Below are 25055 nucleotides of genomic sequence, written 5' to 3'. Positions count from 1 at the left end.
GGTCCGTGCCCTGCTGCTTCGCGTTGGTCTACACGTTCGCCGTGCACGCGGACAGGATGACACTGGCCGCACGCGGCGAGGCCGAACCCGGATCCGGGAACGGGGCCGCGCTGATGCCGAGCACGTCCACCGCGGAGCGCTCGGCCGCGTCCAGGGAGTGATCCCACGACCAGCCGAAGCGGTAGTCGGCGCCTTGGGCCACCGCACCGCAGGCATTACGGAATTCGACGACGACCTGGCAGTCGCGCACGCCGCACTCATCGAGCGCGGCCTGGCTCGCCGCCGCCCAACTGCCGTAATTCACCGCCGAGGCCACTACGGCGCGCCCCGGCGACAACGCCAGTGCCCCGTACAGGTCACCCGACGCGGTCTCGAATCCACCATCGCGCGACACCGCGGTGTACCCCGGCGCCTCGGCGATCGCGACACCACTCGCCCCCGCGGCCGCGGGCCCGGCGTTCACCACGGTGAACGCCGCCACCGCGGACAGCGCAGCCACCCCAAAGGCATATTTGCCCACAACAGACATCAGAGATTCTCCCCGTCGAAATACCGACTCCGCGCCTCGAAGCCGAACCAATCATGAACGGCCGCCGACTCCCCCGGAAATAGCGTTCCGGCATCGCCACGACACCATTCAGCGAACCTGTCATAGCGCCGAGACATTTCCGGCCACAACACTTCTCGCTTGTCGAAACGCCCGATTCCTCCCGAACCGTTCGTCTGCCACAGACTAACAACGCCCACCGACAAGCAACGACGGACCGAATCGGATCCGCTCCGTTTCGAAGCGCCCGTTCGGTTTCTTGCTGGCGGACTGCCGCATCGACGTGCCGAGGCCCCGGCAGCACGATGTTTCGGGGTCGCGGTGCCGGGGCCGGGGTGTGGGGGTCAGGCCGAGCGGGCTCCGTCCAGGTCCGAGTAGGGGTGGGGGGTGGGGCGGCGGGGGATTCTGGATTCGGTGACGGTGGTGGAGTGGGGGGCGGGGCCGGTGTGGAAACTGCGGGCGATCATCGAGGAACGTAGTTGCCACAGGCCCGAGGATTGGGCCGGGTCGAGGCCGGTGAGTTGGGCTACCCGGCGCAGTCGGTAGTCGACGGTGTTGGTGTGGATGTGCAGCAGCCGGGCGGTGCGCTGGCGGTTCATGTTGTTCGCGATGTGCACGCGCAGGGTTTCGTAGAGCTCGGGGTGGTTGTCGAGGGGAGCCAGGAGTTCACCGAGCCGGGCGCGCCCGGGACCGGGGCGGGTGAGCTGGTACTCCAAAGCCAGGTCGCCGAAGCGGTAGAGGCCGGGGGCACTGTCCAGACGCTCCACCATGTCCAGCAGTTCGTGGGCGCGCTGGGCCGCGTCGGGGATCTCCTCCGTCGCGGCCGGCACCAGAGCGGCGGTGATGTCGACATGCGCGGCCCTCGACAACGCTTCGACCAGCGCGTCGAGCTGCTCGCCGACCAGCAGATCGGCCGGGATCAGCAGCGTCCCACCGTCGACCGACAGCAGCGACAGCACCTGTTCACCGCACCGGTGCGCCAACGCCGTTTGCACCCTGCGCAGCTTGCGCCGGGCCACCACCGCACCGTTCACGCGCGGGTCGCGCTCGTCGGGGTGCGCCCCGATCGAGAGCGCGAGCACCGAATACGCGTCGGAGACAGTGATGCCGACCTCGCGGGCCATGGTGACAGTCGACTGACCGGCCAGCAACGCCGAGGTGAGAGTGTGCACCGCCGTGTGATGCTCGCCGACAGCCTCGCGATGCTCGCGGATGTAGGAACGAGTCACCGTGGTACACAACAGGTCCGAGATCTCGACGACCCGGCGGAAGCCGTGGATCAGGCTCGCGCGATCGGCGTCGGCCACCTCGTCGTAGACCGCGTCGAAGGAAAGCCGGAAGCCCTCGTGGAAAGCGTGCAGGATCGTGTCGATCGGCACGCCTTCGCGCGCCCAGCCCGCCGCCGCCACCGCGAGCCGGTTCAGCTTCACCTCCTCGTCGCGGCCGTCCAGCATGCCACCGACGATTTCCAGGCACATCCGGGTGACCGAGGTGACGTCGCCGGCGATCACATCGCCGGGTAGCGTCCGGCAGGTCGCGACATTGTCGACGAAGTGGCCGACCAACCGGCTGGTCATCGTCCGGACATCGCGCAGCGGCTGCCACAGGGCCGTCTCATCCAGTGGGATCGTCATCGTCGACTCCTCCTTCCTCTACACCCCGGCGCCGCCGGTAGTGGTTGTGCTTCCGCGCTGTCGGCCGATGTGATGGCCTACACTGCGGTTTCTCTGTGATCATGACTGTAGGGTGAGCAACCGCTCACCTTCTACTCTTCTTTCCGCCGAGGTCGATGGATGCCCCCGCAAGCCGATAAGCAGCGCAAACGCCCTAAGCAGGACCGGGCGAAGGAGACGAGAACACGCATTCTCACGGTGGCCGCTCATCTTTTCGGCACCCGCGGCATCGGCAATACCTCGACCAACCGGATCGCGACCGAAGCGGGCATGAGCATCGGCACGCTGTACCGGTATTTCACCGACCGCGACGAGATCGTCAAAGAACTCAACAACAGCCTGTTTCTGCAGGTAGAAGAGCGCTACAGCCAGCTGCTGACCGCCAGTTCCGGCCAGTCCCCCCGCGATGCCGTCATCGATCTGATCCGCTCCGCCGTCGACATCCTCGTCGCCAACGGACCGCTCGTGCGCGCCCTGGTCGCCGATCTGCAGTTCTACGGCAGCGGTATCCCCGAATTCGAGCCCCGGCTGCGGATGCTCATCAAGCTCTACTTGATCCAGTTCATGGGCCCGATCAAACATGTCGACATCGACGTGATGGCCTTCGTCGTGCTCAACGCGGGCTTCGCCACCGCGTTGCGTTCGGTCGAACTCGACGACGCCGAACTCGACGCCATCATCGCCGGTACCGCCGACATGATCAGCGCCTGGATCGACTCGGTCGCCGTGATCGAAAACGCCTAGTGCACAACAGCAGGGGCCCGGATCCTGGGTGAGGATCCGGGCCCGTTCGCTATGTGATGGTCAGCGCGCGTTCGCCGTGCAGATGACGTCGACGATCTTGGCGCCACTGAGGTTCGCCGAACCGGTGTTGGCCAGAATCGCGGTGGGCGTCACCGTCGACAGCTGCTCGTACGCGACACGCTCGGCCTCTGCCCGATTGGCGCCGATCGCCCAGGCGAAGGCATCGTCGCTCTGTACGAGCGCGCCGCAACCGTTGGCCCAGGTGGCGAGGACCTCGCAGTCGGCGTAGTGGCAATCAGCCAGCGCAACAGCTTCGGCCGACGGTGCATCGGCTTCGTTGGCACTGGTGCCGTAGATCAGCTCACCTTTGCTCACCGCGATCGACGCCCACTGGTTACCCGCCGCGGTCGCCGAACCGGCACCGAGGACCGACCCGGCCGCAAGACCGAGCGCCGCCACGGCGAAGCCGGCCTTACCCATGAAACTCATTCGAAAGATCTCCTCTGGAAGCTGTTCCGGAAGTCCGGAACCTTCAAGATCATCATCGAACAACCGTTGACGGCCAACCGTGCGGTGAAATATCACATCACCGCCGTCAGCACATCAATCCGGGCCCGCTTGCTCTTGCCGTGATCACTGCCCGGGGCGAAAACGACGCAAGCCCGGACCGTCGCGCGGTCCGGGCTCGATAATCACCGTGACGATCAGCCCGCGTTGGCGGTGCAGACCGTTTCGATCACATGACCGCCGGCCAGCTGCGACGAACCGACGTTGACGAGCAGGCTCTGCGGGGTGCCCTCGGTCAGCGCGAGGTATGCCTCCCGCTCCGCGTCGGCGCGGGTCGCGCCCTTGCCCCAGGCGATGAATTCATCGTTCTCCACCAGGGCCGCGCAGCCGTTGGCCCACACGGCTTCCACCATGCAACCATCCGCGGCGCACTGTTCCAGCGCGGCAGCCTCGGCCTCGGCACGCGTGGGATAGCCGACCGAACGACCGTAGTTCGCCCAGTCTCCGTCCGCGGCCATCGCGCCCCACTGGTCGCCCGCCGCATTCGCCGAACCGGCACCCAGCACCGAGCCGGCCGCAAGGCCGAGTGCCGCCACGGCGAGGCCGGCCTTACTCATGAAACTCATTCGAAAGATCTCCTCTTGACACTGTTCCGGCAAGCCCAGAACCTTCAAGATCATCACTGATCGCCCGGGGGCAGCCAACCGAAACGGGAAATATCACACCGACACCGGTCGACACATAACCGCAACAAAACGGGCCCGGATCCAGCCAGGATCCGGGCCCGAAAGCTCAGTGCTACACCGTGAAGCCGAGGGCGCGCAACTGTTCGCGGCCGTCGTCGGTGATCTTGTCCGGGCCCCACGGGGGCATCCAGACCCAGTTGATCTTCAGGTCCTCGACCAGACCGCTGCGCACCAGCGCGTTGCGGGACTGGTCTTCGATGACGTCGGTCAGCGGACAGGCCGCCGAGGTGAGCGTCATGTCGAGGGTGCAGATGTTCTCCCCGTCGACCGAGAGGCCGTAGACCAGGCCGAGGTCGACGACGTTGATGCCGAGTTCGGGGTCGACGACGTCACGCATCGCCTCCTCGAGGTCCTCGAGGTGCTGAATCTGTTCGGCCGTCAACTCGACCTCGGCGGGTTTGTCGACCTCGACTGCCTGCGCGACGTCCGGGGTCTGTGCGGTATCGGTGCTCTCACTCATGTGGCAGACTCCCCATTTCCCATCGGTGTCTTGGTTTCCTCGGCCGAACTGATCTGCACGACAGCGTCTTTGAACGCCATCCACCCGAGCAGCGCGCACTTGACCCGCGCCGGGTACTTGCTCACGCCGGCGAGGGCGATGCCGTCGCCGATCATGTCCTCGTCGCCTTCGATCGCGCCGCGGCTGGAGATCATCTCGCTGAACGAGTCGACCACCTTCAGCGCCTGCTGCACCGGCAGCCCGATCACCTGATCGGTGAGGATCGAGGTGGCGGCCTGGCTGATCGAGCAGCCCTGGCCGTCGTAGGAGACATCGGCGACCTCACCGGCGTCGTCGATCTGCACGCGCATCGTCACTTCGTCGCCGCACGTCGGGTTCACGTGGTGCACCTGCGCACCGAACGGTTCCCGCAGCCCGCGGTGGTGCGGGTGCTTGTAGTGATCCAGGATCACTTCCTGGTACATCTGTTCCATACGCATGATCTAGGCAACTCCGAAGAAGGTCTTGGCCTTCCGCACGGCCGCAACCAGCGCGTCGACCTCATCGAGGGTGTTGTAGACGGCGAACGAGGCACGCGCGGTGGCGGCGACACCGAACTTGCGGTGCAGCGGCCAGGCGCAGTGGTGCCCGACCCGGATGGCGACACCCTGGTCGTCGAGGATCTGGCCCACGTCGTGGGCGTGGATCCCGTCGACCACGAACGACACCGCGCCACCGCGATCGACGTTCTCGATGGGTCCGACGATCCGCACACCGTCGATCCCGGACAGACCCTCGAGCGCGGCACCGGTGAGCGCGTGCTCGTGGGCCGCGATCGCGTCCATGCCGAGGTCCTCGAGATAGCGCACCGCGGCGGCCAGTCCGACGACCTGCGAGGTCATCGGCGTACCCGCCTCGAAGCGCTGCGGCGGCGGCGCGTAGGTGGTCTTCTCCATGGTGACGGTCTCGATCATCGACCCACCGGTGATGAACGGCGGCGTCTCCTCCAGGAGCGCACGTCGGCCGTACAGTCCGCCCACGCCCATCGGGCCGAGCATCTTGTGGCCGGAGAACGCGGCGAAGTCGACACCGAGTGCGTGGAAGTCCACCGCCATGTGCGGCACCGACTGGCAGGCGTCGAGCACGACGAGCGCCCCGACGGCCTTCGCCCGGCGGATCAATTCGTCCACCGGGGCGACCGCGCCGGTCACGTTCGACTGATGGCTGAACGCGAGAACCTTTGTCGCGGGCGACAGTTCGAGCGAGTCCAGGTCGATGCGGCCGTCGCCGGTGATGCCGTACCACCGGAGGGTGGCACCGGTGCGCCGCGCGAGCTCCTGCCACGGAACGAGATTCGCGTGGTGTTCGAGCTCGGTGATGACGATCTCGTCGCCGGGACCGACCTTGTAGGGGAACCGGTCGTCACCGAACGCGTTGGCCACCAGGTTCAGCGACTCGGTCGCGTTCTTGGTGAACACGATCTCGCCGGGATCGGCGCCGACGAAGCGGGCGATATCGGCACGCGCCTGCTCGTAGGAGTCGGTCGCCTCCTCCGCCAGCTGGTGGGCACCGCGGTGCACCGCCGAATTCCGGGTGAGCAGGAACTCGCGCTCGGCGTCCAGCACCTGCAGCGGACGCTGCGAGGTGGCGCCGGAATCCAGGTACACCAACGGTTTCCCGTCCCGCACCGTGCGGTGCAGGATGGGGAAGTCGGCCCGGATCCGGGCCACGTCGAGGGCGGGCACCGTCGCGGTCATGTCAGGCTCCAGCGGTCGCGGACGTGAAGCGCTCGTAGCCGTTCGCGTCGAGTTCCTCGGCCAGCTCGGAGCCACCCTCGGCGACGATCTTGCCGTTGACGAACACGTGCACGAAGTCGGGCTTGATGTAGCGCAGGATGCGGGTGTAGTGCGTGATCAGCAGCACGCCGCCCTCTTCGCGCTCCTTGTAGCGGTTCACGCCCTCGGAGACGATGCGCAGCGCGTCGACGTCCAGACCCGAGTCGGTCTCGTCGAGGATCGCGATCTTCGGCTTGAGCAGGCCGAGCTGCAGGACCTCGTGGCGCTTCTTCTCGCCACCGGAGAAGCCCTCGTTCACCGAGCGGTCGGCGAAGGCCGAGTCGATGTCGAGCTCCTTCATCGACTCCTTCACCTCCTTGACCCAGGTGCGCAGCTTGGGGGCCTCGCCGCGCACGGCGGTGGCGGCGGTGCGCAGGAAGTTCGACATCGAGACGCCGGGGACCTCGACCGGGTACTGCATGGCCAGGAACAGGCCGGCGCGGGCGCGCTCGTCGACCGACATCTCGAGGACGTCCTCGCCGTCGAGGGTGATGGTGCCCTGGGTGACGGTGTACTTGGGGTGGCCCGCGATCACGTAGGACAGCGTGGACTTGCCCGAGCCGTTGGGGCCCATGATGGCGTGCGTCTCGCCGGACTTCACGGTGAGGTTCACGCCGTTGAGGATCTGCTTGGACTCACCCTCGGGGGTGGTGATCTCGGCGTGCAGGTCCTTGATTTCCAAGGTGGTCATCGAATTCGAATCCTTCGTGGGAAGTAGGTGAGTCAGATACCGACAGTGGCGAGTTCGGCCTCGATGGCCGCCTCGAGCCGCTCCCGGACCTCGGGGACCGTGACCTTCTGGATGATCTCGAAGAAGAAGCCACGCACCACCAGGCGGCGGGCGACGTCTTCGGGAATGCCGCGAGCGCGCAGGTAGAACAGCTGCTCGTCGTCGAAACGGCCGGTGGCACTCGCGTGTCCGGCGCCGGCGATCTCGCCGGTCTCGATCTCCAGGTTCGGCACCGAGTCGGCGCGCGCGCCGTCGGTGAGCACCAGGTTGCGGTTCGCCTCGTAGGTGTCGGTGCCCTCGGCGGCGGCGCGGATCAGCACATCGCCGATCCAGACCGTGCGAGCGTCACCCTTGGGCGAGGACGGATCGCCCTGCAGCGCACCCTTGTACAGCACATCGGACTTGCAGTTGGGCTCGGCGTGGTCGACCAGCAGACGCTGCTCGAAGTGCTGACCCGCGTCGGCGAAGTACAGACCGAACAGCTCGGCCTCGCCACCGGGACCGGCGTAGCGCACGGTGCCGGACAGGCGAACCAGGTCGCCGCCGAGGGTCGCCGACACGTGACGCAGGTTCGCGTCACGACCCAGCTTCAGGTGATGCGCGGTGACGTGCACGGCGTCCTCGTCCCATTCCTGGACCGCGACGACGGTGAGCTTGGCGCTGTCACCGAGCACGAATTCGACGTTCTCGGCATACGTTCCGCTGCCGCGCTGGTCGATGACCACGGTGGCGACGGCGAAGTTGTCCAGGCGCACCTGCAGGTGACCGTAGGCGGTCTTGCCCTCACCGGGACCGGTGATGGTGACCGTCACCGGGTCCGACACTTCGGTTTCCGGGCCGACGGTGATCACGGTCGCCGACTCGAAGCCCGAATAGGCCTGAGCGGCAACACGGTCGGCGGGGGTACCGGCCTGGCCGAGGCGAGAGTCGGTGCGGCCCACCGTTTCCACGGTGACACCGGCGACTTCGCTCACCTCGACGGTGGCTACTCCGTCGGCGACAGCGGTGCCGTCGTGCAGGCCGCGCAGGCGGCGCAGCGGGGTGAACCGCCACGCCTCGTCGCGACCCGACGGGATCTCGAACTGGTCGACGTCGAACGAGGTGAAGACCTCGCCCTTGTTGACCGCGGCGCCCGCGCCAGGATTCTGGATCGGCGTCTCGAGCGTCGACATCAGCCCACGGCCCCTTCCATCTGCAGCTCGATGAGCCGGTTCAGTTCCAGTGCGTATTCCATCGGCAATTCCTTGGCGATCGGCTCCACGAAGCCACGCACCACCATCGCCATCGCCTCGTCCTCGGTGAGGCCGCGGCTCATCAGATAGAACAGCTGATCCTCGGAGACCTTGGAGACGGTCGCCTCGTGACCCATCGTCACGTCGTCCTCGCGGATGTCGACGTAGGGGTAGGTGTCGGAGCGGCTGATGGTGTCGACCAGCAGCGCGTCACACTTCACGGTCGACTTGGAACCGTTGGCGCCCTTGTTGATCTGGACCAGACCGCGGTACGACGCGCGACCGCCGCCACGCGCCACCGACTTCGACACGATGGTCGAGGAGGTGTGCGGGGCCAGGTGCAGCATCTTGGCGCCGGTGTCCTGGTGCTGGCCGGGGCCCGCGAAGGCAACCGAGAGAACCTCGCCGTGCGCGTGCTCGCCGGTCATCCAGACCGCCGGGTACTTCATGGTGACCTTGGAGCCGATGTTGCCGTCGACCCACTCCATGGTGGCGCCCGCTTCGGCCTTGGCCCGCTTGGTGACCAGGTTGAACACGTTGTTCGACCAGTTCTGGATGGTTGTGTAGCGGCAGCGGCCGCCCTTCTTCACGATGATCTCCACGACCGCGGAGTGCAGCGAGTCGGACTTGTAGATCGGGGCTGTACAACCCTCGACGTAGTGGACGTAGGCGTCCTCGTCGACGATGATCAGCGTCCGCTCGAACTGGCCCATGTTCTCGGTGTTGATCCGGAAGTAGGCCTGCAGCGGGATGTCGACGTGCACGCCCGGCGGCACGTAGATGAACGAGCCACCCGACCAGACAGCGGTGTTGAGCGCGGAGAACTTGTTGTCACCGGCGGGGATGACCGAGCCGAAGTACTTCTGGAAGATCTCCGGGTGCTGCTTGAGCGCGGTATCGGTGTCGAGGAAGATGACGCCCTGCTTCTCCAGATCCTCGCGGATGGAGTGGTAGACGACCTCGGATTCGTACTGCGCCGCGACACCGGAGACCAGACGCTGCTTCTCCGCTTCCGGGATGCCCAGCTTGTCGTAGGTGTTCTTGATGTCCTCGGGCAGGTCTTCCCAGCTCTCGGCCTGCTTCTCCGACGAACGCACGAAGTACTTGATGTTGTCGAAGTCGATGCCGTCGAGGTTGGAACCCCAGTTCGGCATGGGCTTGCGATCGAAGATGCGCAGCGCCTTGAGGCGCACGTCGAGCATCCACTCGGGTTCGCTCTTCTTGGCCGAGATATCGCGGACGACGGCCTCCGACAGGCCACGTTGCGCACTGGCACCGGCCACATCGGAGTCGGACCAGCCGTAACCGTAGGTGCCCAGCGAGGCGATGGTTTCGTCCTGGGTAAGCGGTTGCACCTGGTCGGTAGAGGTCGTCATTCGGCACTCCTTCCGGAGTCGTTCGTTCGTCCCGCCGCGGGCTGTGCGGCGGATGGGATCTTCGGCACCGCGACCAGCGGTACGTGGGTGGTGCAGGCGCAATCGCCGTTGGCGATCGTCGCAAGGCGCTGCACGTGGGTACCGAGCAGGTCGCGGAAAGCGTCCAATTCGGCCGCGCACAACTGCGGGAACTCCTCGGCGACATGGGCCACCGGGCAGTGGTGCTGACAGATCTGCACACCGGCGCCGACCTGACGGGTTGTGGCGGCGAAACCGGCCTCGGCGAACGCTTCCGCGATCTCCTCGACCTTGGCCTCGATCACCGGTGCGGTGTGCTCGGCGACGGGTTCGATGCCGTCGACGATCACGCGAACCCGCTTGCGCGCGAATTCGGCGATCGCGGCGTCGCCACCGATCTCGCCGAGCTGGCGAATCGCCGCCCCGGCCAGATCGTCGTAGGCGTGCCCGAGGTTGCCCCGGCCCGCCGCGGTGAGCTGGTATTGCTTGGCCGGCCTGCCGCGCCCCTTCTGCTGCCACGGCGCCGAGCGGCTCGCCCGAGCCTGGCCCGCGTCGATGAGCGCGTCGAGGTGCCTGCGCACCCCGGCGGGTGCGAGACCGAGTTCGGTGCCGATCGCCGTTGCGGTGATCGGCCCCTGCTCGAGCAGCAACTGGACGATGGCCGCCCTGGTCTGCCCTTCGTGCGCGGCCGCCGCGGGGACAGCCGACGACCGAGTGCCGGTCGTCTTACGACCGTCACTTTCCACGCCTGTCCGCAAACCCACGGTTTTCACAACACCAGTGTGGCGGAATTGCTTCCCTAAATCTAATAAGGGTCACCTGACAAAGGGTGCCCTGACCTGCGATGAAGATCATCGGGGCTCTCCCCCACCCGACAAACCCCAGGTGCGGACCCTGCGGCCCGATCGCCGGCGCTCGGCCGGGTGACCCATCGCACAGGTCGGCCACCGCGACCACCCCGCGCCCAGCAACACCGAATCCGGTGCCGGAAGGTCTGCCCGGCACGCTCGCCCGGCGTTGCTCGCAGGCGATATTCGCACCACGACGCGGCGATCGACGGCCCGGGGGGGCGCGGTGGCGAACGCGGCGGGCGCCGGGTGCGGTCTGGCACGATGGCAGGGTGTCGAACCCGCTCACACCCACGTGTGTCCGTCATCCCGATCGGCCTACCGGACTCGCGTGCACGCGATGCGGGCGGCCCGCCTGTCCCGACTGCCTGCGTCCGGCGGCGGTCGGGCAGCACTGCGTGGATTGTGTGCGGCAGGGTCAGCGGGACGTGCGGCCGGTGCGGACCGTCGGCGGCGCACGCCAAGGCGGCGCGGTTCCGTACGTGACCTACGGGTTGATCGCGGTCAATGTGCTGGTCTATGTGCTCACCGCGGCGCAGGCCGGTAGTCCCATGTACAACTACCGCGGGTCGTCGGTGTTCCGGGAGTTCGTGCTGGTGCCGCTGCTGGTGGCCGACGGCGAGTGGTGGCGGCTGCTCGGGTCGGGGTTCCTGCACTACGGCGCGATCCATCTGCTGGTCAACATGTTCGCCCTGTATGTCGTGGGGCGCGACCTCGAGCAGGTGCTGGGCCGGGTCAGGTACGGCTGCGTCTATCTGGTCTCGCTGCTGGGTGGGTCGGCGGCGGTGATGGCGCTGTCGGACTCGGTGACGGCGACGGCCGGCGCCTCCGGCGCGGTGTACGGCCTGTTCGGCGCTGTCACGGTGACGCTGATCCGGTTGCGGCAGAGCCCGACCCCGATGCTGGTGGTGATCGGCGTGAACGTGCTGATCAGCTTCTCGATCCCGGGAATCTCGCTGTGGGGCCACCTCGGTGGTCTGGCCGCGGGCACGTTGAGCGCGCTCGGCATCCTGTTCGTGCCCGGCTGGCTGTCGGCCCGCGATCAGCGGTCCGCCCAGCGCATCGGCTGGGCGGCGCTCGGCGCGGTAGCGCTGATCTGCGTGGCCGTGATCGTCGCCGCCGCGCTCTCGCTGCGCGCGGACCCGGCGTTCGTCGGACCACCGGCCGTGACCGCGCCGACCCCCGTCGAAGCACCCAGGTAGCCCGCCGCGACAGGCGCGCCTGCGGTGCGCGAACGACTGACGAACCCTGTCGCGCCCGCGCACACTAGGCTCTGACTTCGTGGCGGTACTGGAGGGCGCGGCGCGCAAGACATTGGCGTTCGGGCGGCGAGCTCTGGGGCTCGACGTGTCCGCGCCCGATCACACCGTCGCGGTGCTGCATCGCGACGAGACCGAAGTCCCCGGGCTCGACAAGAGCGAACGCGCCCAACTGGACCGGATCCGGCTGATGGGCGCGACCGGCGCGGTGCTGATGGCGATCGCGGCGCTGGGCATCGGCGCCCAACCCGTGCACCAGAATCCGGTCTCGGGCGTGCGGGTGCTCGGCATCTTCGCGCGAGCGCACACCGGGTCCCTCGCGATGTGCATGTTCGGCACCGCGCTGGTGATCGGCGCGTGGTTGCTGCTCGGACGGTTCGCGATCGGCGGGCTCGCGGGTTCGCCACTGCACCGGCTGACCCGCTCCCAGCTGGATCGCACGCTGCTGCTGTGGATCATTCCGCTGTCGGTGGCGCCCCCGATGTTCAGCAACGACGTCTATTCCTATCTGGCCCAGAGCGAGATCGCCGCCCGCGGAATCGACCCGTATTCCGAAGGCCCCGTCGCCGGGCTCGGGATCGACAATGTGCTCACCAACAATGTGCCGACGATCTGGCGTGATACGCCCGCGCCGTACGGTCCGCTCTTCCTCTGGATCGGTCGCGGTATCGCGGAGCTGACCGGAGACAACATCATCGCCGGGGTGTGGGTGCACCGGCTGCTGGCGCTGGCCGGGGTGGCGCTGATCGTGTGGGCGCTGCCGCGGTTGTCGGTGCGGTGCGGGGTGGCGCCGGTGAGTGCGCTGTGGCTCGGTGCGGCCAATCCGCTGGTGCTGTTCCACCTGGTCGGCGGGGTGCACAACGACGCGTTGATGCTCGGGCTGATGCTGGCCGGGGTGGAGCTCATGCTGCGCGCGATCTACGGCGAAGGAGGCACACCCGACCGGCTCACGGCCACGAATCTGCCGCCCTTCGACACCCGCGCCTACGGGTTGCTGATCGGCGGCGCGGTGGTGATCACGCTGTCGTCATCGATCAAGCTCACCTCCATCATCGCGCTCGGCTTCGTCGGCATGGCGCTGGCCAGACGCTGGGGCGGCACACTCACCGCCGTCGTCAAAGCCGCGGCGCTGCTCGGCGTCATCGCCGTGGCGACAACGCTTCTCATCGGTTTCGCCAGTGGGCTCGGCTTCGGCTGGGTCAATACGCTCAGCGTCGCCAATGCCGTCCGGAGCTGGATGTCGCTCCCGACCATCATCGGGATCGTCACCGGTTTCGGCGGCGTGCTCCTCGGACTCGGCGACCACACCACCGCTCTGCTGTCGATCACCCGGCCCATCGCGGCGGTGGTCGCGGGCTACGTGACGGTCCGAATGCTCGTCGCCACCGGCATGGGCCGCCTCCACCCCGTCGGCGCGCTCGGCGTCTCGCTCGCGGCGATAGTGCTGCTGTTCCCGGTGGTCCAGCCCTGGTACCTGCTGTGGGCGATCGTGCCGCTGGCGGCCTGGGCCACCCAGCCGGTGTTCCGCGTGCCCGCCGTCGCGTTCTCGGCGGTGGTCTCCATGCTGGTGATGCCGCGTGGTGCGGAATTCCAGGTGTTCCAGATCATCGGCGCCGCGCTCGCGGCCGTCGTGTGCTTCGCGTTGTTCTTCGCGCTCACCCGGCACACGCTGCCATGGCGGGCGCAGCCGGGGGTGTCGGCTCCGTCACAGGAGGGCACGGCTTACCGTGTGACAACGTGAGGGAGCGCAGCGAGCGAACCAAGGGCACAGCACCTTTTGGCGCGACGGAGCCGAGCGTCAGCGAGGCGCGGTTGTGACAACACGCCTTGGACCCGCCGTCAGCGTCGACGGTGTGGTCAAGCGCTATGGCGAGACCACAGCGGTAGACGGCCTCCGGTTCGATGTCGAGCCCGCTCAGGTGTTCGCTCTGCTCGGCCCCAACGGTGCGGGCAAGACCACCACCGTCGAGATGTGCGAGGGCTTCGTGCGCCCGGATGCCGGCACGGTCCGCGTCCTCGGCCTCGATCCGATCGCCGACTCCGAGCAGTTGCGTCCGCGCATCGGCGTGATGCTCCAAGGCGGCGGTGCCTACCCCGGCGCCCGCGCGGGCGAGATGCTCGACCTGGTCGCGTCCTACTCCGCCGATCCCATCGATCCCGACTGGCTGCTGTCGACGCTGGGCCTGCGCGACAATCGCCGCACTCCCTATCGTCGCCTGTCCGGTGGCCAGCAGCAGCGGCTCGCGCTCGCGTGCGCGCTGGTCGGCAAGCCCGAGATCGTGTTCCTCGACGAACCCACCGCCGGTCTGGACGCTCAGGCCCGGCTGATCGTCTGGGAACTCATCGACGCCCTGCGCCGCGACGGCGTGAGTGTCGTGCTCACCACGCACATGATGGACGAGGCCGAGCAGCTCGCCGACCAGCTCGTCATCATCGATCACGGGCAGATCGTCGCCCAGGGCACTCCCGCCGAGGTCACCGCCCACGGCGCGGCAGGGCAGCTGAGGTTCTGCGCCCCACCGAAACTCGATCTGAATCTGCTCACCTCGGCTCTCCCGGAAGGCTTTTCGCCGCGCGAGACGACACCGGGCACCTATCTCGTCGAGGGCGAGATCAACCCGCAGGTGCTGGCCACCGTCACCGCCTGGTGCGCCAGGATGGACGTGCTGGCCACCGACATCCGCATCGACCAGCGTCGCCTCGAAGACGTCTTCCTCGAACTGACCGGACGGGACCTGCGCGGATGAGCGAGACCACCAGCCGTTTCCTGCCCGGCACCTTCACCCCCGATCCGCGGCCCGCCTCGCGCACGACGATGCTCACCGCGCAGACCGGGCTCGAGCTGAAACTGTTGTTGCGCAACGGCGAACAGCTGCTGCTCACCATGTTCATCCCGATCACCCTGCTCATCGGTCTCACCCTGCTGCCGTTCGGCGACCTGGGCGAGCACCGGGTCGACCGGATCGTGCCGATGGTGATGATGACCGCGGTGATGTCGACCGCGTTCACCGGCCAGGCCATCGCGGTCGGCTTCGATCGCCGCTACGGCGCCCTCAAACGGCTCGGTGCGACACCGCTGCCCCGCTGGGGTGTGATCGCGGGCAAGTGCGCGGCCGTGCTCATCGTGGTGGTGCTGCAGGCGATGCTGCTCGGCGCCATCGGTGTCGCACTGGGCTGGCGGCCCGGAATGGGCGGACTCGCCCTCGGCGCGCTGGTGATCGCCCTGGGCACGGCCACCTTCGCGGCGATGGGATTGCTGCTGGGTGGGACGCTCAAGGCCGAGGTCGTGCTGGCGCTGGCCAACATCCTGTGGTTCATCATGCTCGGCATCGCCAGCCTGGTACTCGTGGGCGACACCCTGCCCACCGCACTGACCGTGATCGCGCGGCTCATCCCGTCGGGGGCGCTGGCGTTCGCGCTGGACACGGCGCTGACGGGGTCGATCGACTGGTACGGGGTGGCGGTGCTCGCGGTGTGGGGCGTGGTGTGCGGATGGCTGGCGACCCGGCTGTTCCGGTTCCACTGACGTGTCCAACGACGCACTGTAGTAGCCCTGGTATCAGCGCCGAATTCCTGGCCGGTACCATTCCTGACGTGCTGTATCGCGCCTTCGTTGGCCTCGTCGACCGGCTGCCGCTCCCCTCGCTGCGGGTGCAGCGGCTCATCGCCATCGCGGTGATCCTGAGTCAGGCGGGAATCTCGGTGACCGGCGCGATCGTGCGCGTCACCGCCTCCGGCCTCGGCTGCCCGACCTGGCCGCAGTGCTTCCCCGGCAGCTTCACCCCCATCGGGGTATCGGAAGTGCCCGTCCTGCACCAGACCGTGGAGTTCGGCAACCGGCTGCTCACCTTCGCGGTGACGCTGTGCGCCGGGCTGATCGTGCTGGCCGTCATCCGGGCACGGCGACGCAAGGAAGTCCTGACCTACGCGTGGCTGATGCCCGGCGGCACGGTCGTGCAGGCGATCATCGGCGGTATCACCGTGCGCACCGGTTTGCTGTGGTGGACCGTCGCCGTGCACCTGCTCGCTTCGATGGCGATGGTCTGGCTGGCGGTGGTGCTGTACGCGAAGATCTGCGAACCCGACGACGGCATCGAAACCGTCCAGGTGCCCGCTCCCCTGCGCTGGCTCACCGCGCTGTCCGGTGTGGCGCTCGCGGGTGTCCTCATCGCGGGCACGCTGGTCACGGCGGCCGGACCCCATGCCGGCGACAAGAGCATCGAGCGGCAGGTCGAGCGACTGGAAGTCGAGATCGTCACGCTGGTGCACCTGCACTCGCAGTTGCTCATCGGCTATCTGGCACTGCTGATCGGACTCGCCTTCGGCCTGTACGCCGTCGGCATGTCGGCGGCCATCCGCAAGCGGTTGTTCGTGCTGCTCGGGCTGGTGCTGGCGCAGGCGCTCGTCGGCGTCGTGCAGTACTTCACCGATGTGCCCGCCGCCCTCGTCGCCATCCACGTCGGCGGGGCCGCGGCCTGCACCGCGGCCACCGCCGCACTGTGGGCGTCGCTGCGCACACGCGAGAAGATCGACGCGCCCGCCCTGTCACAAACCTCCGTGCGCTGAGGTCAGGAAACTCCGAACACGAAAAAGCCCGCGTCGCAGTGCGATTCGCGGGCTTTTCTCGTCTCCGGGCGTCAGGCGCCTGCGAACAACTTCGCGTTGCGCGCCTTCGGGAACTTGGTCTGACCGGCGACCCAGCCGGCCATCCTGGCCCAGTGCGTCGGGGCGGGGGTGACGATCGAGCCCAGCTCGCGGCTCCACTCGTCGGTCTCGGCGAGGCCGTCGACGCGCTCCACGAGCGCCTTCGCGGTCGCCATGTCGCCGACCACCCGGTCGCCGAGGATGCCGTCGGCACCGACCAGGGTGATCCGCACGCCCTGCTTGCCGATGTACTGCAGCACGGCCGTTCCCGATCCACCGTGCTGGGCGAGGAACTTCACGATGGACTTCTCGACCTCGGCCGGCACCTTCACGGCCTCGGGGGCGGCGGTTGTACTCATGAACCGCAGTTTACCGGCCGGTAGTTTCCAGTCCAGCCCCGAGTGGCCTGGAACACGGGGTGTAGAAAGAGAACCCATGCGCGCGATTCAGGTTTCCGAGCACGGCGGTCCCGAGGTCCTGCAGTACGTCGAGGTGCCAGACCCGCAGGCCGGGCCCGGTCAGCTGCTGGTCGAGACCCAGGGCGTGGGCGTCAACTACATCGACATCTACTTCCGCACCGGCCAGTACCCGCAGGCGACGCCCTACATCCCCGGCTCCGAGGGCACGGGCATCGTGGTGGCGATCGGTTCGGATGTCACCGAGTTCGCCGTCGGCGACCGCGTCGCGTGGGCCTCGGCGCCCGGCAGTTACGCGGACCTGGTCGCCGTCGACGAAGCCGTGGCGGTGCGGGTGCCCCGCGACGTCGAACCGGCCGTCGCGGCCGCCGCCCTCCTACAGGGCATGACCGCCCACTACCTGACCGAATCGGTCTTCTCCCCCGAACCCGGTGACCCGGTACTCATCCACGCGGGCGCCGGCGGCGTCGGCCTGCTGCTCACGCAGATGGCCGTCGCCAAGGGCGCCCGAGTCATCACCACGGTCTCCACCGACGCGAAGGAGAAGCTGTCCCGCGAAGCGGGCGCCACCGAGGTCCTGCGCTACGGCGACGACCTGGCCGCCCGCGTCCGTGACCTCACCGACGGCATCGGCGTAGCCGCGGTCTACGACGGCGTCGGCGCCGCCACCTTCGAAGCGAGCCTCGCCGCACTCCGAATCCGCGGCACCCTCGCCCTGTTCGGCGCGGCCAGCGGCGCGGTCGCGCCCTTCGACCCGCAACGCCTCAACCCCGCCGGCTCCCTCTGGCTCACCCGCCCGTCCCTGGGCGCCTACACCCGCGACCGCACCGAATTCCTGTGGCGCGCCACCGATGTCTTCGACGGGATCGCCGCGGGAACCCTGAACCTCCGCATCGGCGCCACCTACCCCCTGGCCGACGCGGCCACTGCCCATCGCGATCTCGCGGCGCGAAAGACCACGGGCTCGATCGTCCTGCTGCCGTAGCCACGACGGGTAACAAAGCGTTCCAGCAGCGCACGCGGAGTTCGGAACCTCTCGGATCGCACCTAGTAGTCGCGGCCGGTCAGCCCGCGGTAGACGAAACGGGTGATCGACTCGATCGCCTCCTCGTCGGCGATGGTCAACGAGCCGTCTTCGACCATGCGCAACATCCCGTCGACCGCGGCGAACATCATCGCCAGGCTGACGTCGACGGTTCCCGGCAGGCGTAAACCGCGTTCCGGGAAGTCCGCCACGTGGTCGGCGATGTCGGTGCGCTGTTCGGCGCCGAAGCCCGCGACGATCCGGGCGAAATCCGGGCTGACCTGCGCCGCCTGGCCCATCGCGCGCAGGACCGAGGCGTGTTCGCGGGCGAAGGTCCAGTAGCCGCGGACGTGGTACCGCACCGCGGCCGGGTCGGTGAAGTCGCCGTTGTGCTCCGGGTCCGCCGCGCGCTCGTCGCTCGCCACCGCCATATCGCGCAGAAGTGCTTGCAGCAGTTCCTCTTTGCTCGCGAAGTGGTTGTAGAACGAGCCCGCCGCACGGCCGGCGGCGGTGGTGATGTCGGTGATCTTCGCGTTCAGGTAGCCGTGCTCGGCGAAGACCTGCCGGGCCGCGTCCTTGAGCGCCTGCTCGGTCTCCGCGGACTTCTCGCGCCTGCTGCCCACCATCGGACATCACCTCCTTGACAAGCACGGTACCAACACTGAAACTGAATTCATACTCACTGAATCTTAGTTCAGTTATTGTCGCAGGAGGTATCCCCATGTCAGAACAGGTACTCATCGCCGGTGCGGGCCCGACCGGTCTCACCCTCGCCCTCGATCTCGCACGGCGCGGCGTGGACGTACGCCTCGTGGACCGGGCCGATACACCGTTTCAGGGGTCGCGCGGCGACGGCCTCCAACCACGCACGCTGGAGGTGTTCGACGACCTAGGCGTCATCGACGCGGTACTGGCCGCCGGGCGTGGGGTCCCGGTGATGCGCGCGTACATCGCGGGGACCTTCGTCGGCGAGCGCCGCGTGGCCGAACCGGCCGAGCCGACACCGGATGTGCCGTATCCGAACACCTGGGTGCTCGGCCAGTCCGACACCGAGGCGATCCTGCGCGCGCGGCTCGCAGAGTTCGGGGTGACGGTCGAATTCGCCACGGCGCTGGTCGATTTCACTCAGAACGACAGTGGCGTCACCGCCACTCTGCAGCGCGACGGCACATCGGAGTCGGTGCGCGCGAGCTACCTGGTCGGCGCCGACGGTGGCGCGAGCACGGTGCGCAAGCGCCTCGGGATCGCCTTCGAGGGCAGCACCGACGACTCGATCAAGATGCTGCTCGGCGATGTCCGCGCCGACTCCCTCGACCACGAGTACGGCTACTGGTTCGCCGCCGCGGCCGACCAGCCGATGACCGGTTTTGCTCTGTCCCCGCTACCGGGCGCGCGGCGCTTCCAGTTCGCCGCCCCGCTGACCGACGACCGCTTCCCCGATCTGGCCGCCCTGCAGGAACTCGCCGACCGCCACGGCCCCGCGACAGGTCTGGCACTGAGCGACCTGTCCTGGATCACGGTGTGGCGCCCGAACATTCGACTCGCCGAACGCTTCCGCGCCGACCGGGTGTTCCTCGCCGGCGACGCCGCCCACGTCCACCCGCCGACCGGCGGCCAGGGCCTCAACACCGGTGTCCAGGACGCCTACAACCTGGGCTGGAAGCTGGCCGCGGCCCTCGACGGCAACCCGGCCCCGCTCGACACCTACGAATCCGAACGTCGCACCGTCGCCGCCCGTGTGCTCGGCTTGAGCACCGAACTGCTCGACAAGCTCGTCGACGGCGACGAGGACGCGATGCGCCGCGGCCCCGAAACCCGCCAACTCGACATCACCTACCGCTCCCCCACCGACCACGGTTGCCTCGTCGCGGGCGATCGCGCACCCGACGCCCCTCTGCACGACCGGTCCGGGCGCCCGATCCGCCTGTTCGACCTTTTCCGAGGCCCCCACGCGACCTTGCTCCGCTTCGCCCCGACCACCGACGACATCGAGTTCGCGGCAGGCCCGAACTCGACATCCGGCTTCCCCGCGACACCGATCGACGAATCCGGCCTTCTGACGGTCGAGATTCGCCGCGTCGACGCCCCGTCCGAGCCATCCGCCCGACCGGCGTCTGTGACACTTGTCGACACCGACGGACACGCCTTCACCGCCTTTTCGGCAACGGCGGGCACCACCATCCTGATCCGGCCGGACGGCCACCTCGCCCATCGCTGGTGAAGTTTCGCCCCGGCCCGATGTAGTCCGGAAACGACAGTGGCCGGGCATCGCTGCCCGGCCACTGTCTCGAGAATGTCCTATAGCCCGACGAGGCTGCCGATCGTGTCCCACCCGAGCACCGAGTCGACGGCCAGACCGCAGAACACCACCGCGAGGTAGTTGTTCGACTGCAGGAACAGCTTCAACGGCTTCACCGACTCGCCGCGGCGCACCCCGGCGTAGAGCTGATGCGCCATCAGCAGGAACCAGGCACCGGCCACCAGTGCGACCGCCGCGTAGATGACGCCGGTCGCGGGCACCAACGCCATCGTCGCGAGCACTGTCAACCAGGTGTAGATGACGATCTGCTTGGTCACCACCTGCTCGGTCGCGACCACCGGCAGCATCGGCACACCGGCCGCGCGGTAGTCCTCCTTGTAGCGCATGGCCAGCGCCCAGGTGTGCGGCGGCGTCCAGAAGAAGATCACCGCGAACAGCACCACCGCGGGCCAGCCGATATCGCCGGTCACCGCGGACCAGCCGACCAGCGCGGGCATGCAGCCGGCCGCACCGCCCCACACCACGTTCTGCGAGGTCCGGCGCTTGAGGCCCTTGGTGTAGACGAAAACGTAGAACAGGATCGTCGCGACGACCAGCAACCCGCTGAGCAGGTTGGCCTGCCACCACAGCCAGGCGAAGGAGATCGCGCCGAGGACGACGCCGAAGACGAACGCGTGCGAGGTGGGCACCGCCTCGCGGGCCAGCGGGCGTCGCGCGGTCCGCTTCATCACCTTGTCGATATCGGCGTCGGCCACACAGTTGAGAGTGTTGGCGCTGGCGGCGCCCATCCAGCCACCGAACAGGGTGACCAGGATCAGCCGGATGTCCACCGTGCCGCGGTCGGCCAGCAACATCGTCGGAATGGTGGCAACGAGCAGTAACTCGATGACGCGTGGTTTGGTGAGCGCGATGTAGGCAAGGGGCTTGCGCACTATCCGCGCGGCGAGGCTGTCGCCCTGGAGTCGGTCGGCCAGCGCCGTCGACGAAGTTCCGTGCGCACCGCTACTACCCGGCTCGTGACCGATCCGCACTGTTTCTCCTCGCACGCTGTGCTTCGCTTCGCATCCGGTAATGGAACGAGCAGCGCGCGGCTGCGGCGCGGCCACTACTACAGAGGATGGTAGACCCACTCACCTGCCGCTCCGCGCCAGACCCCCGCCACCGTGGGCGCGGTCACTACGCCCCGCGAGCCCGCATCCCGGGCCCACCCGGCGGTGAACCAGCGTCGACGCGCAGGTGAACGGCATCGTGACGGGCTCGGCCCGCGCGGCGGCGATGGTCTACACCGCACACCGCCGACTCGGGGTGATTCGAACTAGACTCAACGCCAGGGTTCGCGCCAACCGCTGTAGCAGCACCACTAGGGTATTCCTGTACATCGGTACGCATCCCGGCCGCGTGCGACCCGCTGTCGAACATCATCGCCGCAGCCAAGCTATCGCCGTCGACGAAACCTAGGTCAGGAGAACTACGGTCGTGCCAGTCACAGACGACATTCGCGCCCTCACTCAGCGGAACTACCCCAGCGACTGGACGGACCTCGACACCTTGGCCGTCGACACCGCCCGGGTACTCGCCGCCGACGCCGTGCAGAAGGCGGGCAACGGGCACCCCGGCACCGCGATGAGCCTCGCGCCGGTGGCCTACACCCTGTTCCAGCGCACGATGCGCCACAACCCCGCGGACCCCAGCTGGGTCGGTCGCGACCGGTTCGTGCTGTCCTGTGGGCATTCCAGCCTCACCCTCTACATCGAGCTCTACCTGGCCGGTTTCGGCCTGGAGCTCACCGACCTCGAGCAGCTGCGCCAGTGGGGCTCGCTCACCCCGGGCCACCCCGAGTTCCGCCACACCGACGGCGTGGAGATCACCACCGGCCCGCTGGGTCAGGGTTTGGCCTCCGCGGTCGGCATGGCGATGGCAGCGCGACGCGAGCGCGGCCTGTTCGACCCGAACGCCCCCGAGGGCACGAGCCCGTTCGACCACTTCATCTACACCATCGCCTCCGACGGCGACCTGCAGGAGGGCGTCACCGCCGAGGCCTCCTCGATCGCGGGCACCCAGCAGCTGGGCAACCTCGTGGTGATCTACGACGACAACGAGATCTCCATCGAGGACGACACCGACATCGCCTTCACCGAAGACGTGGCCAAGCGGTACGAGGCCTACGGCTGGCAGGTGCAGATCGTCGAGGGCGGCGAAGATGTGGTGGCCATCGAGAAGGCCCTGGACGCGGCCAGGGCCGAGACGTCCAAGCCCTCGATCATCATTCTGCGCACCATCATCGGCTTCCCGGCCCCGAACAAGATGAACACCGGTGGCGCGCACGGCGCCGCGCTGGGCCCCGACGAGGTCGCCGCGGTGAAGAAGGCGCTGGGCTTCGACCCGGAGAAGTCCTTCGACGTCGACCCGGCCGTCATCGAGCACACCCGCAAGGCACTGGCCCGCGGCGCCGAGGCGCAGGCGAAGTGGCAGCAGGGCTTCGCCCAGTGGGCCGAGGCCAACCCGGCGAACAAGGAACTCTTCGATCGCCTGCAGACCCGCTCGCTGCCCGCGGGCTGGACCGAGGCGCTGCCGAGCTTCGAGGTCGACCCCAAGGGCATGGCCACCCGCAAGGCGTCGGGCAAGTTCCTCGCCGCGGTCGCCGACGAGCTGCCCGAGCTGTGGGGCGGTTCGGCCGACCTGGCCGAGTCCAACAACACCACGATGCCCGGCCAGCCGAGCTTCGGCCCCGAGTCGATCTCCACCGGCGCGTGGAAGGCCAACCTGTACGGGCGCACCCTGCACTTCGGAATCCGCGAGCACGCGATGGGCTCGATCCTCAACGGCATCGCGCTGCACGGCCCGACCCGCCCCTACGGCGGCACCTTCCTCGTGTTCAGCGACTACATGCGCCCGGCCGTTCGGCTGGCCGCGCTGATGCGGGTGCCCGCGATCTACGTGTGGACCCACGACTCCATCGGCCTCGGCGAGGACGGCCCGACCCATCAGCCGGTCGAGCACCTGGCCGCGCTGCGCGCGATCCCCGGCCTCAACGTCGTTCGCCCCGCGGACGCCAACGAGACCGTCCACGCCTGGCGCACCGTGCTCGAGCGGGACTCCGACGAGCACACCTCGCACTTCCCGGTGCACGAGTCGCCGCAGCAGGACGGTCCGTCCGCGCTGGCGCTCACCCGTCAGGACGTGCCGACGCTGGCGGGCACCAGCTACGAGGGTGTCAAGAAGGGCGGCTACGTGCTGGCCGAGGCGTCCACCGGCACACCGGAAGTGATCCTCATCGGCACCGGCTCCGAGGTCCACCTCGCGGTCGCCGCGCGCACTACGCTGGAAGAGCAGGGCATCCCGACCCGCGTGGTCTCGATGCCGTGTGTGGAGTGGTTCGACGTGCAGGATCAGGGATACCGCGACGAGGTGCTGCCCCCGTCGGTGCGGGCCAGGGTCGCGGTCGAGGCCGGTATCGCGATGCCGTGGCACCGATTCGTCGGTGACGCGGGCGAGGTCGTCGGCATCGACCACTTCGGCGCGTCGGCCGACTACAAGACTCTGTACCGCGAATTCGGTATCACCCCCGATGCCGTCGTCCGCGCGGCACTGCGTTCCACCGACAAGGTGAAGGGGTAAGACCATGGCACAGAACGAGAATCTCGCCGCGCTCTCGGCCGCGGGCGTCTCGGTGTGGCTCGACGATCTCTCGCGCGAGCGTATCCAGTCCGGCAATCTCGCCGACCTGGTCGCGACCCGCAGCGTGGTCGGCGTCACCACCAATCCGAGCATCTTCCAGGCCGCGATGAGCGTGGGCCACGCCTACGACGCGCAGCTGAAAGACCTTGCGGCCCAAGGCGCCGACGCCGACGCCGCGATCCGCACGATGACCACAGACGACGTGCGCGCCGCCTGCGACGTGCTCGCGCCGGTGTTCGAGGCGACCGGCGGCGTGGACGGGCGGGTGTCGATCGAGGTCGACCCGCGCTTCGCCTTCGACGCCGGCAAGACCGTCGCCCAGGCGATCGAGCTGTGGAAGATCGTCGACCGCAAGAACCTGTTCATCAAGATCCCGGCCACCGAGGCCGGTCTGCCCGCCATCACCTCGGTGCTCACCGAGGGCATCAGCGTGAACGTGACGCTGATCTTCTCGGTGCCGCGCTACCGCGCGGTGATGGGCGCCTACCTCGACGGTCTGCGCAACGCCAAGATCGGTGGCCACGACCTGGCCAAGATCCACTCGGTGGCGTCGTTCTTCGTCTCCCGCGTGGACACCGAGATCGACAAGCGCCTCGAGGCGATCGGCACCCCGGAGGCCCTCGCCCTGCGCGGCAAGGCCGGTGTGGCCAACGCGCGTCTGGCGTACGCCGAGTACCAGGACGTGTTCGACGGTGGCGCGCACACCTCCACCTACAACCACCTGGCCGCACAGGGTGGCAACCGGCAGCGGCCGCTGTGGGCGTCGACCGGGGTGAAGAACCCGGACTACCCCGACACCCTCTACGTCACCGAGCTCGTCGGCCCGAACACGGTCAACACCCTGCCGGAGAAGACGCTGCAGGCGTTCGCCGATCACGGTGAGGTGCTGGGCGACACGCTCAGCGGCCGTGGCGCCGAGGGCGCTCAGGTCTTCGCCGATCTGGCAGCGGTGGGAATCGACGTCGACGATGTGTTCGCGCTGCTCGAGCGCGAAGGCGTCGACAAGTTCGAGAGCGCGTGGGGCGAGCTGATCGAGGCCACCACCGGCCAGCTCGACATCGCGGCGGAGGGCAACTAGC

Annotated in this window: 24 protein-coding genes; 10 read left to right on the top strand and 14 right to left on the bottom strand. The window is 68.2% G+C overall.

The window, feature by feature from the left end; translation table 11 throughout:
- Positions 1-28: 28 nt before the first annotated feature.
- Both ACFWFP_RS05320 and ACFWFP_RS05315 read right to left on the bottom strand, forming a co-directional pair.
- Positions 29-499 carry a DUF4189 domain-containing protein gene (locus ACFWFP_RS05320; protein ID WP_379293257.1) on the bottom strand — a complete coding sequence of 157 codons (471 nt, stop codon included), beginning with the start codon at positions 497-499 and terminating at the stop codon, positions 29-31.
- Between the two features lie 392 nt (positions 500-891).
- Entirely contained in the window at positions 892-2181 is a 1290-nt protein-coding gene (locus ACFWFP_RS05315; RefSeq protein WP_379293255.1) for a PucR family transcriptional regulator, read from the bottom strand.
- A 159-nt stretch (positions 2182-2340) separates the two neighbouring features.
- Between ACFWFP_RS05315 and ACFWFP_RS05310 the strand changes: the two genes are divergently transcribed.
- Positions 2341-2964: a TetR/AcrR family transcriptional regulator gene (locus tag ACFWFP_RS05310; RefSeq protein ID WP_379293254.1), complete on the top strand. Its 624-nt coding sequence runs from the start codon at positions 2341-2343 to the stop codon at positions 2962-2964.
- A gap of 60 nt (positions 2965-3024) precedes the next feature.
- On the opposite strand, the gene ACFWFP_RS05305 is transcribed toward ACFWFP_RS05310, so the two are convergent.
- From ACFWFP_RS05305 to ACFWFP_RS05265, 9 genes are all read right to left on the bottom strand, one after another.
- Entirely contained in the window at positions 3025-3453 is a 429-nt protein-coding gene (locus tag ACFWFP_RS05305) for a DUF4189 domain-containing protein (RefSeq protein WP_379293253.1), read from the bottom strand.
- A gap of 215 nt (positions 3454-3668) precedes the next feature.
- Entirely contained in the window at positions 3669-4097 is a 429-nt protein-coding gene (locus ACFWFP_RS05300) for a DUF4189 domain-containing protein (RefSeq protein ID WP_379293252.1), read from the bottom strand.
- 172 nt (positions 4098-4269) lie between these two features.
- Positions 4270-4677 carry a metal-sulfur cluster assembly factor gene (locus tag ACFWFP_RS05295; protein ID WP_379293251.1) on the bottom strand — a complete coding sequence of 136 codons (408 nt, stop codon included), beginning with the start codon at positions 4675-4677 and terminating at the stop codon, positions 4270-4272.
- On the bottom strand, positions 4674-5156 hold the full coding sequence (sufU, locus tag ACFWFP_RS05290) for a Fe-S cluster assembly sulfur transfer protein SufU (protein ID WP_379293250.1): 483 nt from the start codon (positions 5154-5156) through the stop codon (positions 4674-4676). The genes ACFWFP_RS05295 and sufU overlap by 4 nt, the downstream gene beginning before the upstream one ends.
- Positions 5157-5159: 3 nt before the next feature.
- On the bottom strand, positions 5160-6413 hold the full coding sequence (locus ACFWFP_RS05285; RefSeq protein WP_379293249.1) for a cysteine desulfurase: 1254 nt from the start codon (positions 6411-6413) through the stop codon (positions 5160-5162).
- Between the two features lies 1 nt (position 6414).
- Positions 6415-7182, bottom strand: a complete 768-nt coding sequence (gene sufC, locus ACFWFP_RS05280; RefSeq protein ID WP_379293247.1) for a Fe-S cluster assembly ATPase SufC — start codon at positions 7180-7182, stop codon at positions 6415-6417.
- A gap of 32 nt (positions 7183-7214) precedes the next feature.
- Positions 7215-8393 (bottom strand): Fe-S cluster assembly protein SufD, encoded by a 1179-nt coding sequence (gene sufD / locus ACFWFP_RS05275; RefSeq protein ID WP_379293246.1) that lies wholly within the window; start codon positions 8391-8393, stop codon positions 7215-7217.
- Complete coding sequence (gene sufB, locus ACFWFP_RS05270; RefSeq protein ID WP_379293245.1) at positions 8393-9829, bottom strand: Fe-S cluster assembly protein SufB; 1437 nt, start codon at positions 9827-9829, stop codon at positions 8393-8395. Before sufB ends, sufD begins: the two co-directional genes overlap by 1 nt.
- Positions 9826-10611 (bottom strand): helix-turn-helix transcriptional regulator, encoded by a 786-nt coding sequence (locus tag ACFWFP_RS05265; protein ID WP_379293778.1) that lies wholly within the window; start codon positions 10609-10611, stop codon positions 9826-9828. The genes sufB and ACFWFP_RS05265 overlap by 4 nt, the downstream gene beginning before the upstream one ends.
- 356 nt (positions 10612-10967) lie before the next feature.
- Here ACFWFP_RS05265 and ACFWFP_RS05260 point away from each other — a divergent pair, with 356 nt between their 5' ends.
- From ACFWFP_RS05260 to ACFWFP_RS05240, 5 genes are all read left to right on the top strand, one after another.
- Positions 10968-11897, top strand: coding sequence for a rhomboid family intramembrane serine protease (locus ACFWFP_RS05260; RefSeq protein ID WP_379293244.1), 930 nt, complete (start codon positions 10968-10970; stop codon positions 11895-11897).
- Positions 11898-11976: 79 nt separating this feature from the next.
- On the top strand, positions 11977-13695 hold the full coding sequence (gene mptB, locus ACFWFP_RS05255) for a polyprenol phosphomannose-dependent alpha 1,6 mannosyltransferase MptB (protein WP_379293243.1): 1719 nt from the start codon (positions 11977-11979) through the stop codon (positions 13693-13695).
- A gap of 73 nt (positions 13696-13768) precedes the next feature.
- Positions 13769-14701 carry an ABC transporter ATP-binding protein gene (locus ACFWFP_RS05250; RefSeq protein ID WP_378989105.1) on the top strand — a complete coding sequence of 311 codons (933 nt, stop codon included), beginning with the start codon at positions 13769-13771 and terminating at the stop codon, positions 14699-14701.
- Positions 14698-15480: an ABC transporter permease gene (locus ACFWFP_RS05245; protein ID WP_379293241.1), complete on the top strand. Its 783-nt coding sequence runs from the start codon at positions 14698-14700 to the stop codon at positions 15478-15480. The genes ACFWFP_RS05250 and ACFWFP_RS05245 overlap by 4 nt, the downstream gene beginning before the upstream one ends.
- A gap of 68 nt (positions 15481-15548) precedes the next feature.
- Entirely contained in the window at positions 15549-16520 is a 972-nt protein-coding gene (locus ACFWFP_RS05240) for a heme A synthase (protein WP_379293240.1), read from the top strand.
- Between the two features lie 71 nt (positions 16521-16591).
- Here the strand turns inward: ACFWFP_RS05240 and ACFWFP_RS05235 are convergent, their stop codons facing one another.
- Complete coding sequence (locus ACFWFP_RS05235; protein ID WP_379293238.1) at positions 16592-16957, bottom strand: hypothetical protein; 366 nt, start codon at positions 16955-16957, stop codon at positions 16592-16594.
- A gap of 76 nt (positions 16958-17033) precedes the next feature.
- Here ACFWFP_RS05235 and ACFWFP_RS05230 point away from each other — a divergent pair, with 76 nt between their 5' ends.
- Entirely contained in the window at positions 17034-17999 is a 966-nt protein-coding gene (locus ACFWFP_RS05230; protein WP_379293237.1) for a quinone oxidoreductase family protein, read from the top strand.
- Between the two features lie 62 nt (positions 18000-18061).
- Here ACFWFP_RS05230 and ACFWFP_RS05225 read toward each other — a convergent pair whose 3' ends face one another.
- Positions 18062-18664, bottom strand: a complete 603-nt coding sequence (locus ACFWFP_RS05225) for a TetR/AcrR family transcriptional regulator (RefSeq protein WP_379293236.1) — start codon at positions 18662-18664, stop codon at positions 18062-18064.
- Positions 18665-18759: 95 nt separating this feature from the next.
- On the opposite strand from ACFWFP_RS05225, the gene ACFWFP_RS05220 reads away from it, so the two are divergent.
- The gene (locus tag ACFWFP_RS05220) at positions 18760-20259 is read left to right on the top strand and encodes an FAD-dependent monooxygenase (RefSeq protein ID WP_379293234.1); all 1500 of its coding nucleotides are present in this window, start codon (positions 18760-18762) and stop codon (positions 20257-20259) included.
- Between the two features lie 77 nt (positions 20260-20336).
- Here the strand turns inward: ACFWFP_RS05220 and ACFWFP_RS05215 are convergent, their stop codons facing one another.
- Positions 20337-21272 carry a heme o synthase gene (locus ACFWFP_RS05215; protein ID WP_379293776.1) on the bottom strand — a complete coding sequence of 312 codons (936 nt, stop codon included), beginning with the start codon at positions 21270-21272 and terminating at the stop codon, positions 20337-20339.
- Positions 21273-21774: 502 nt separating this feature from the next.
- Here ACFWFP_RS05215 and tkt point away from each other — a divergent pair.
- The gene (tkt, locus tag ACFWFP_RS05210) at positions 21775-23916 is read left to right on the top strand and encodes a transketolase (protein ID WP_379293233.1); all 2142 of its coding nucleotides are present in this window, start codon (positions 21775-21777) and stop codon (positions 23914-23916) included.
- Between the two features lie 4 nt (positions 23917-23920).
- Positions 23921-25054, top strand: a complete 1134-nt coding sequence (tal, locus tag ACFWFP_RS05205; protein WP_379293232.1) for a transaldolase — start codon at positions 23921-23923, stop codon at positions 25052-25054.
- Position 25055: the final 1 nt, after the last annotated feature.

This window comes from Nocardia sp. NPDC060249, assembly GCF_042728755.1.
Lineage (GTDB): Bacteria > Actinomycetota > Actinomycetes > Mycobacteriales > Mycobacteriaceae > Nocardia.
The sequence above is the reverse complement of the archived record's forward strand: the minus strand, read 5'-3'. Positions and strand labels throughout refer to the sequence as shown.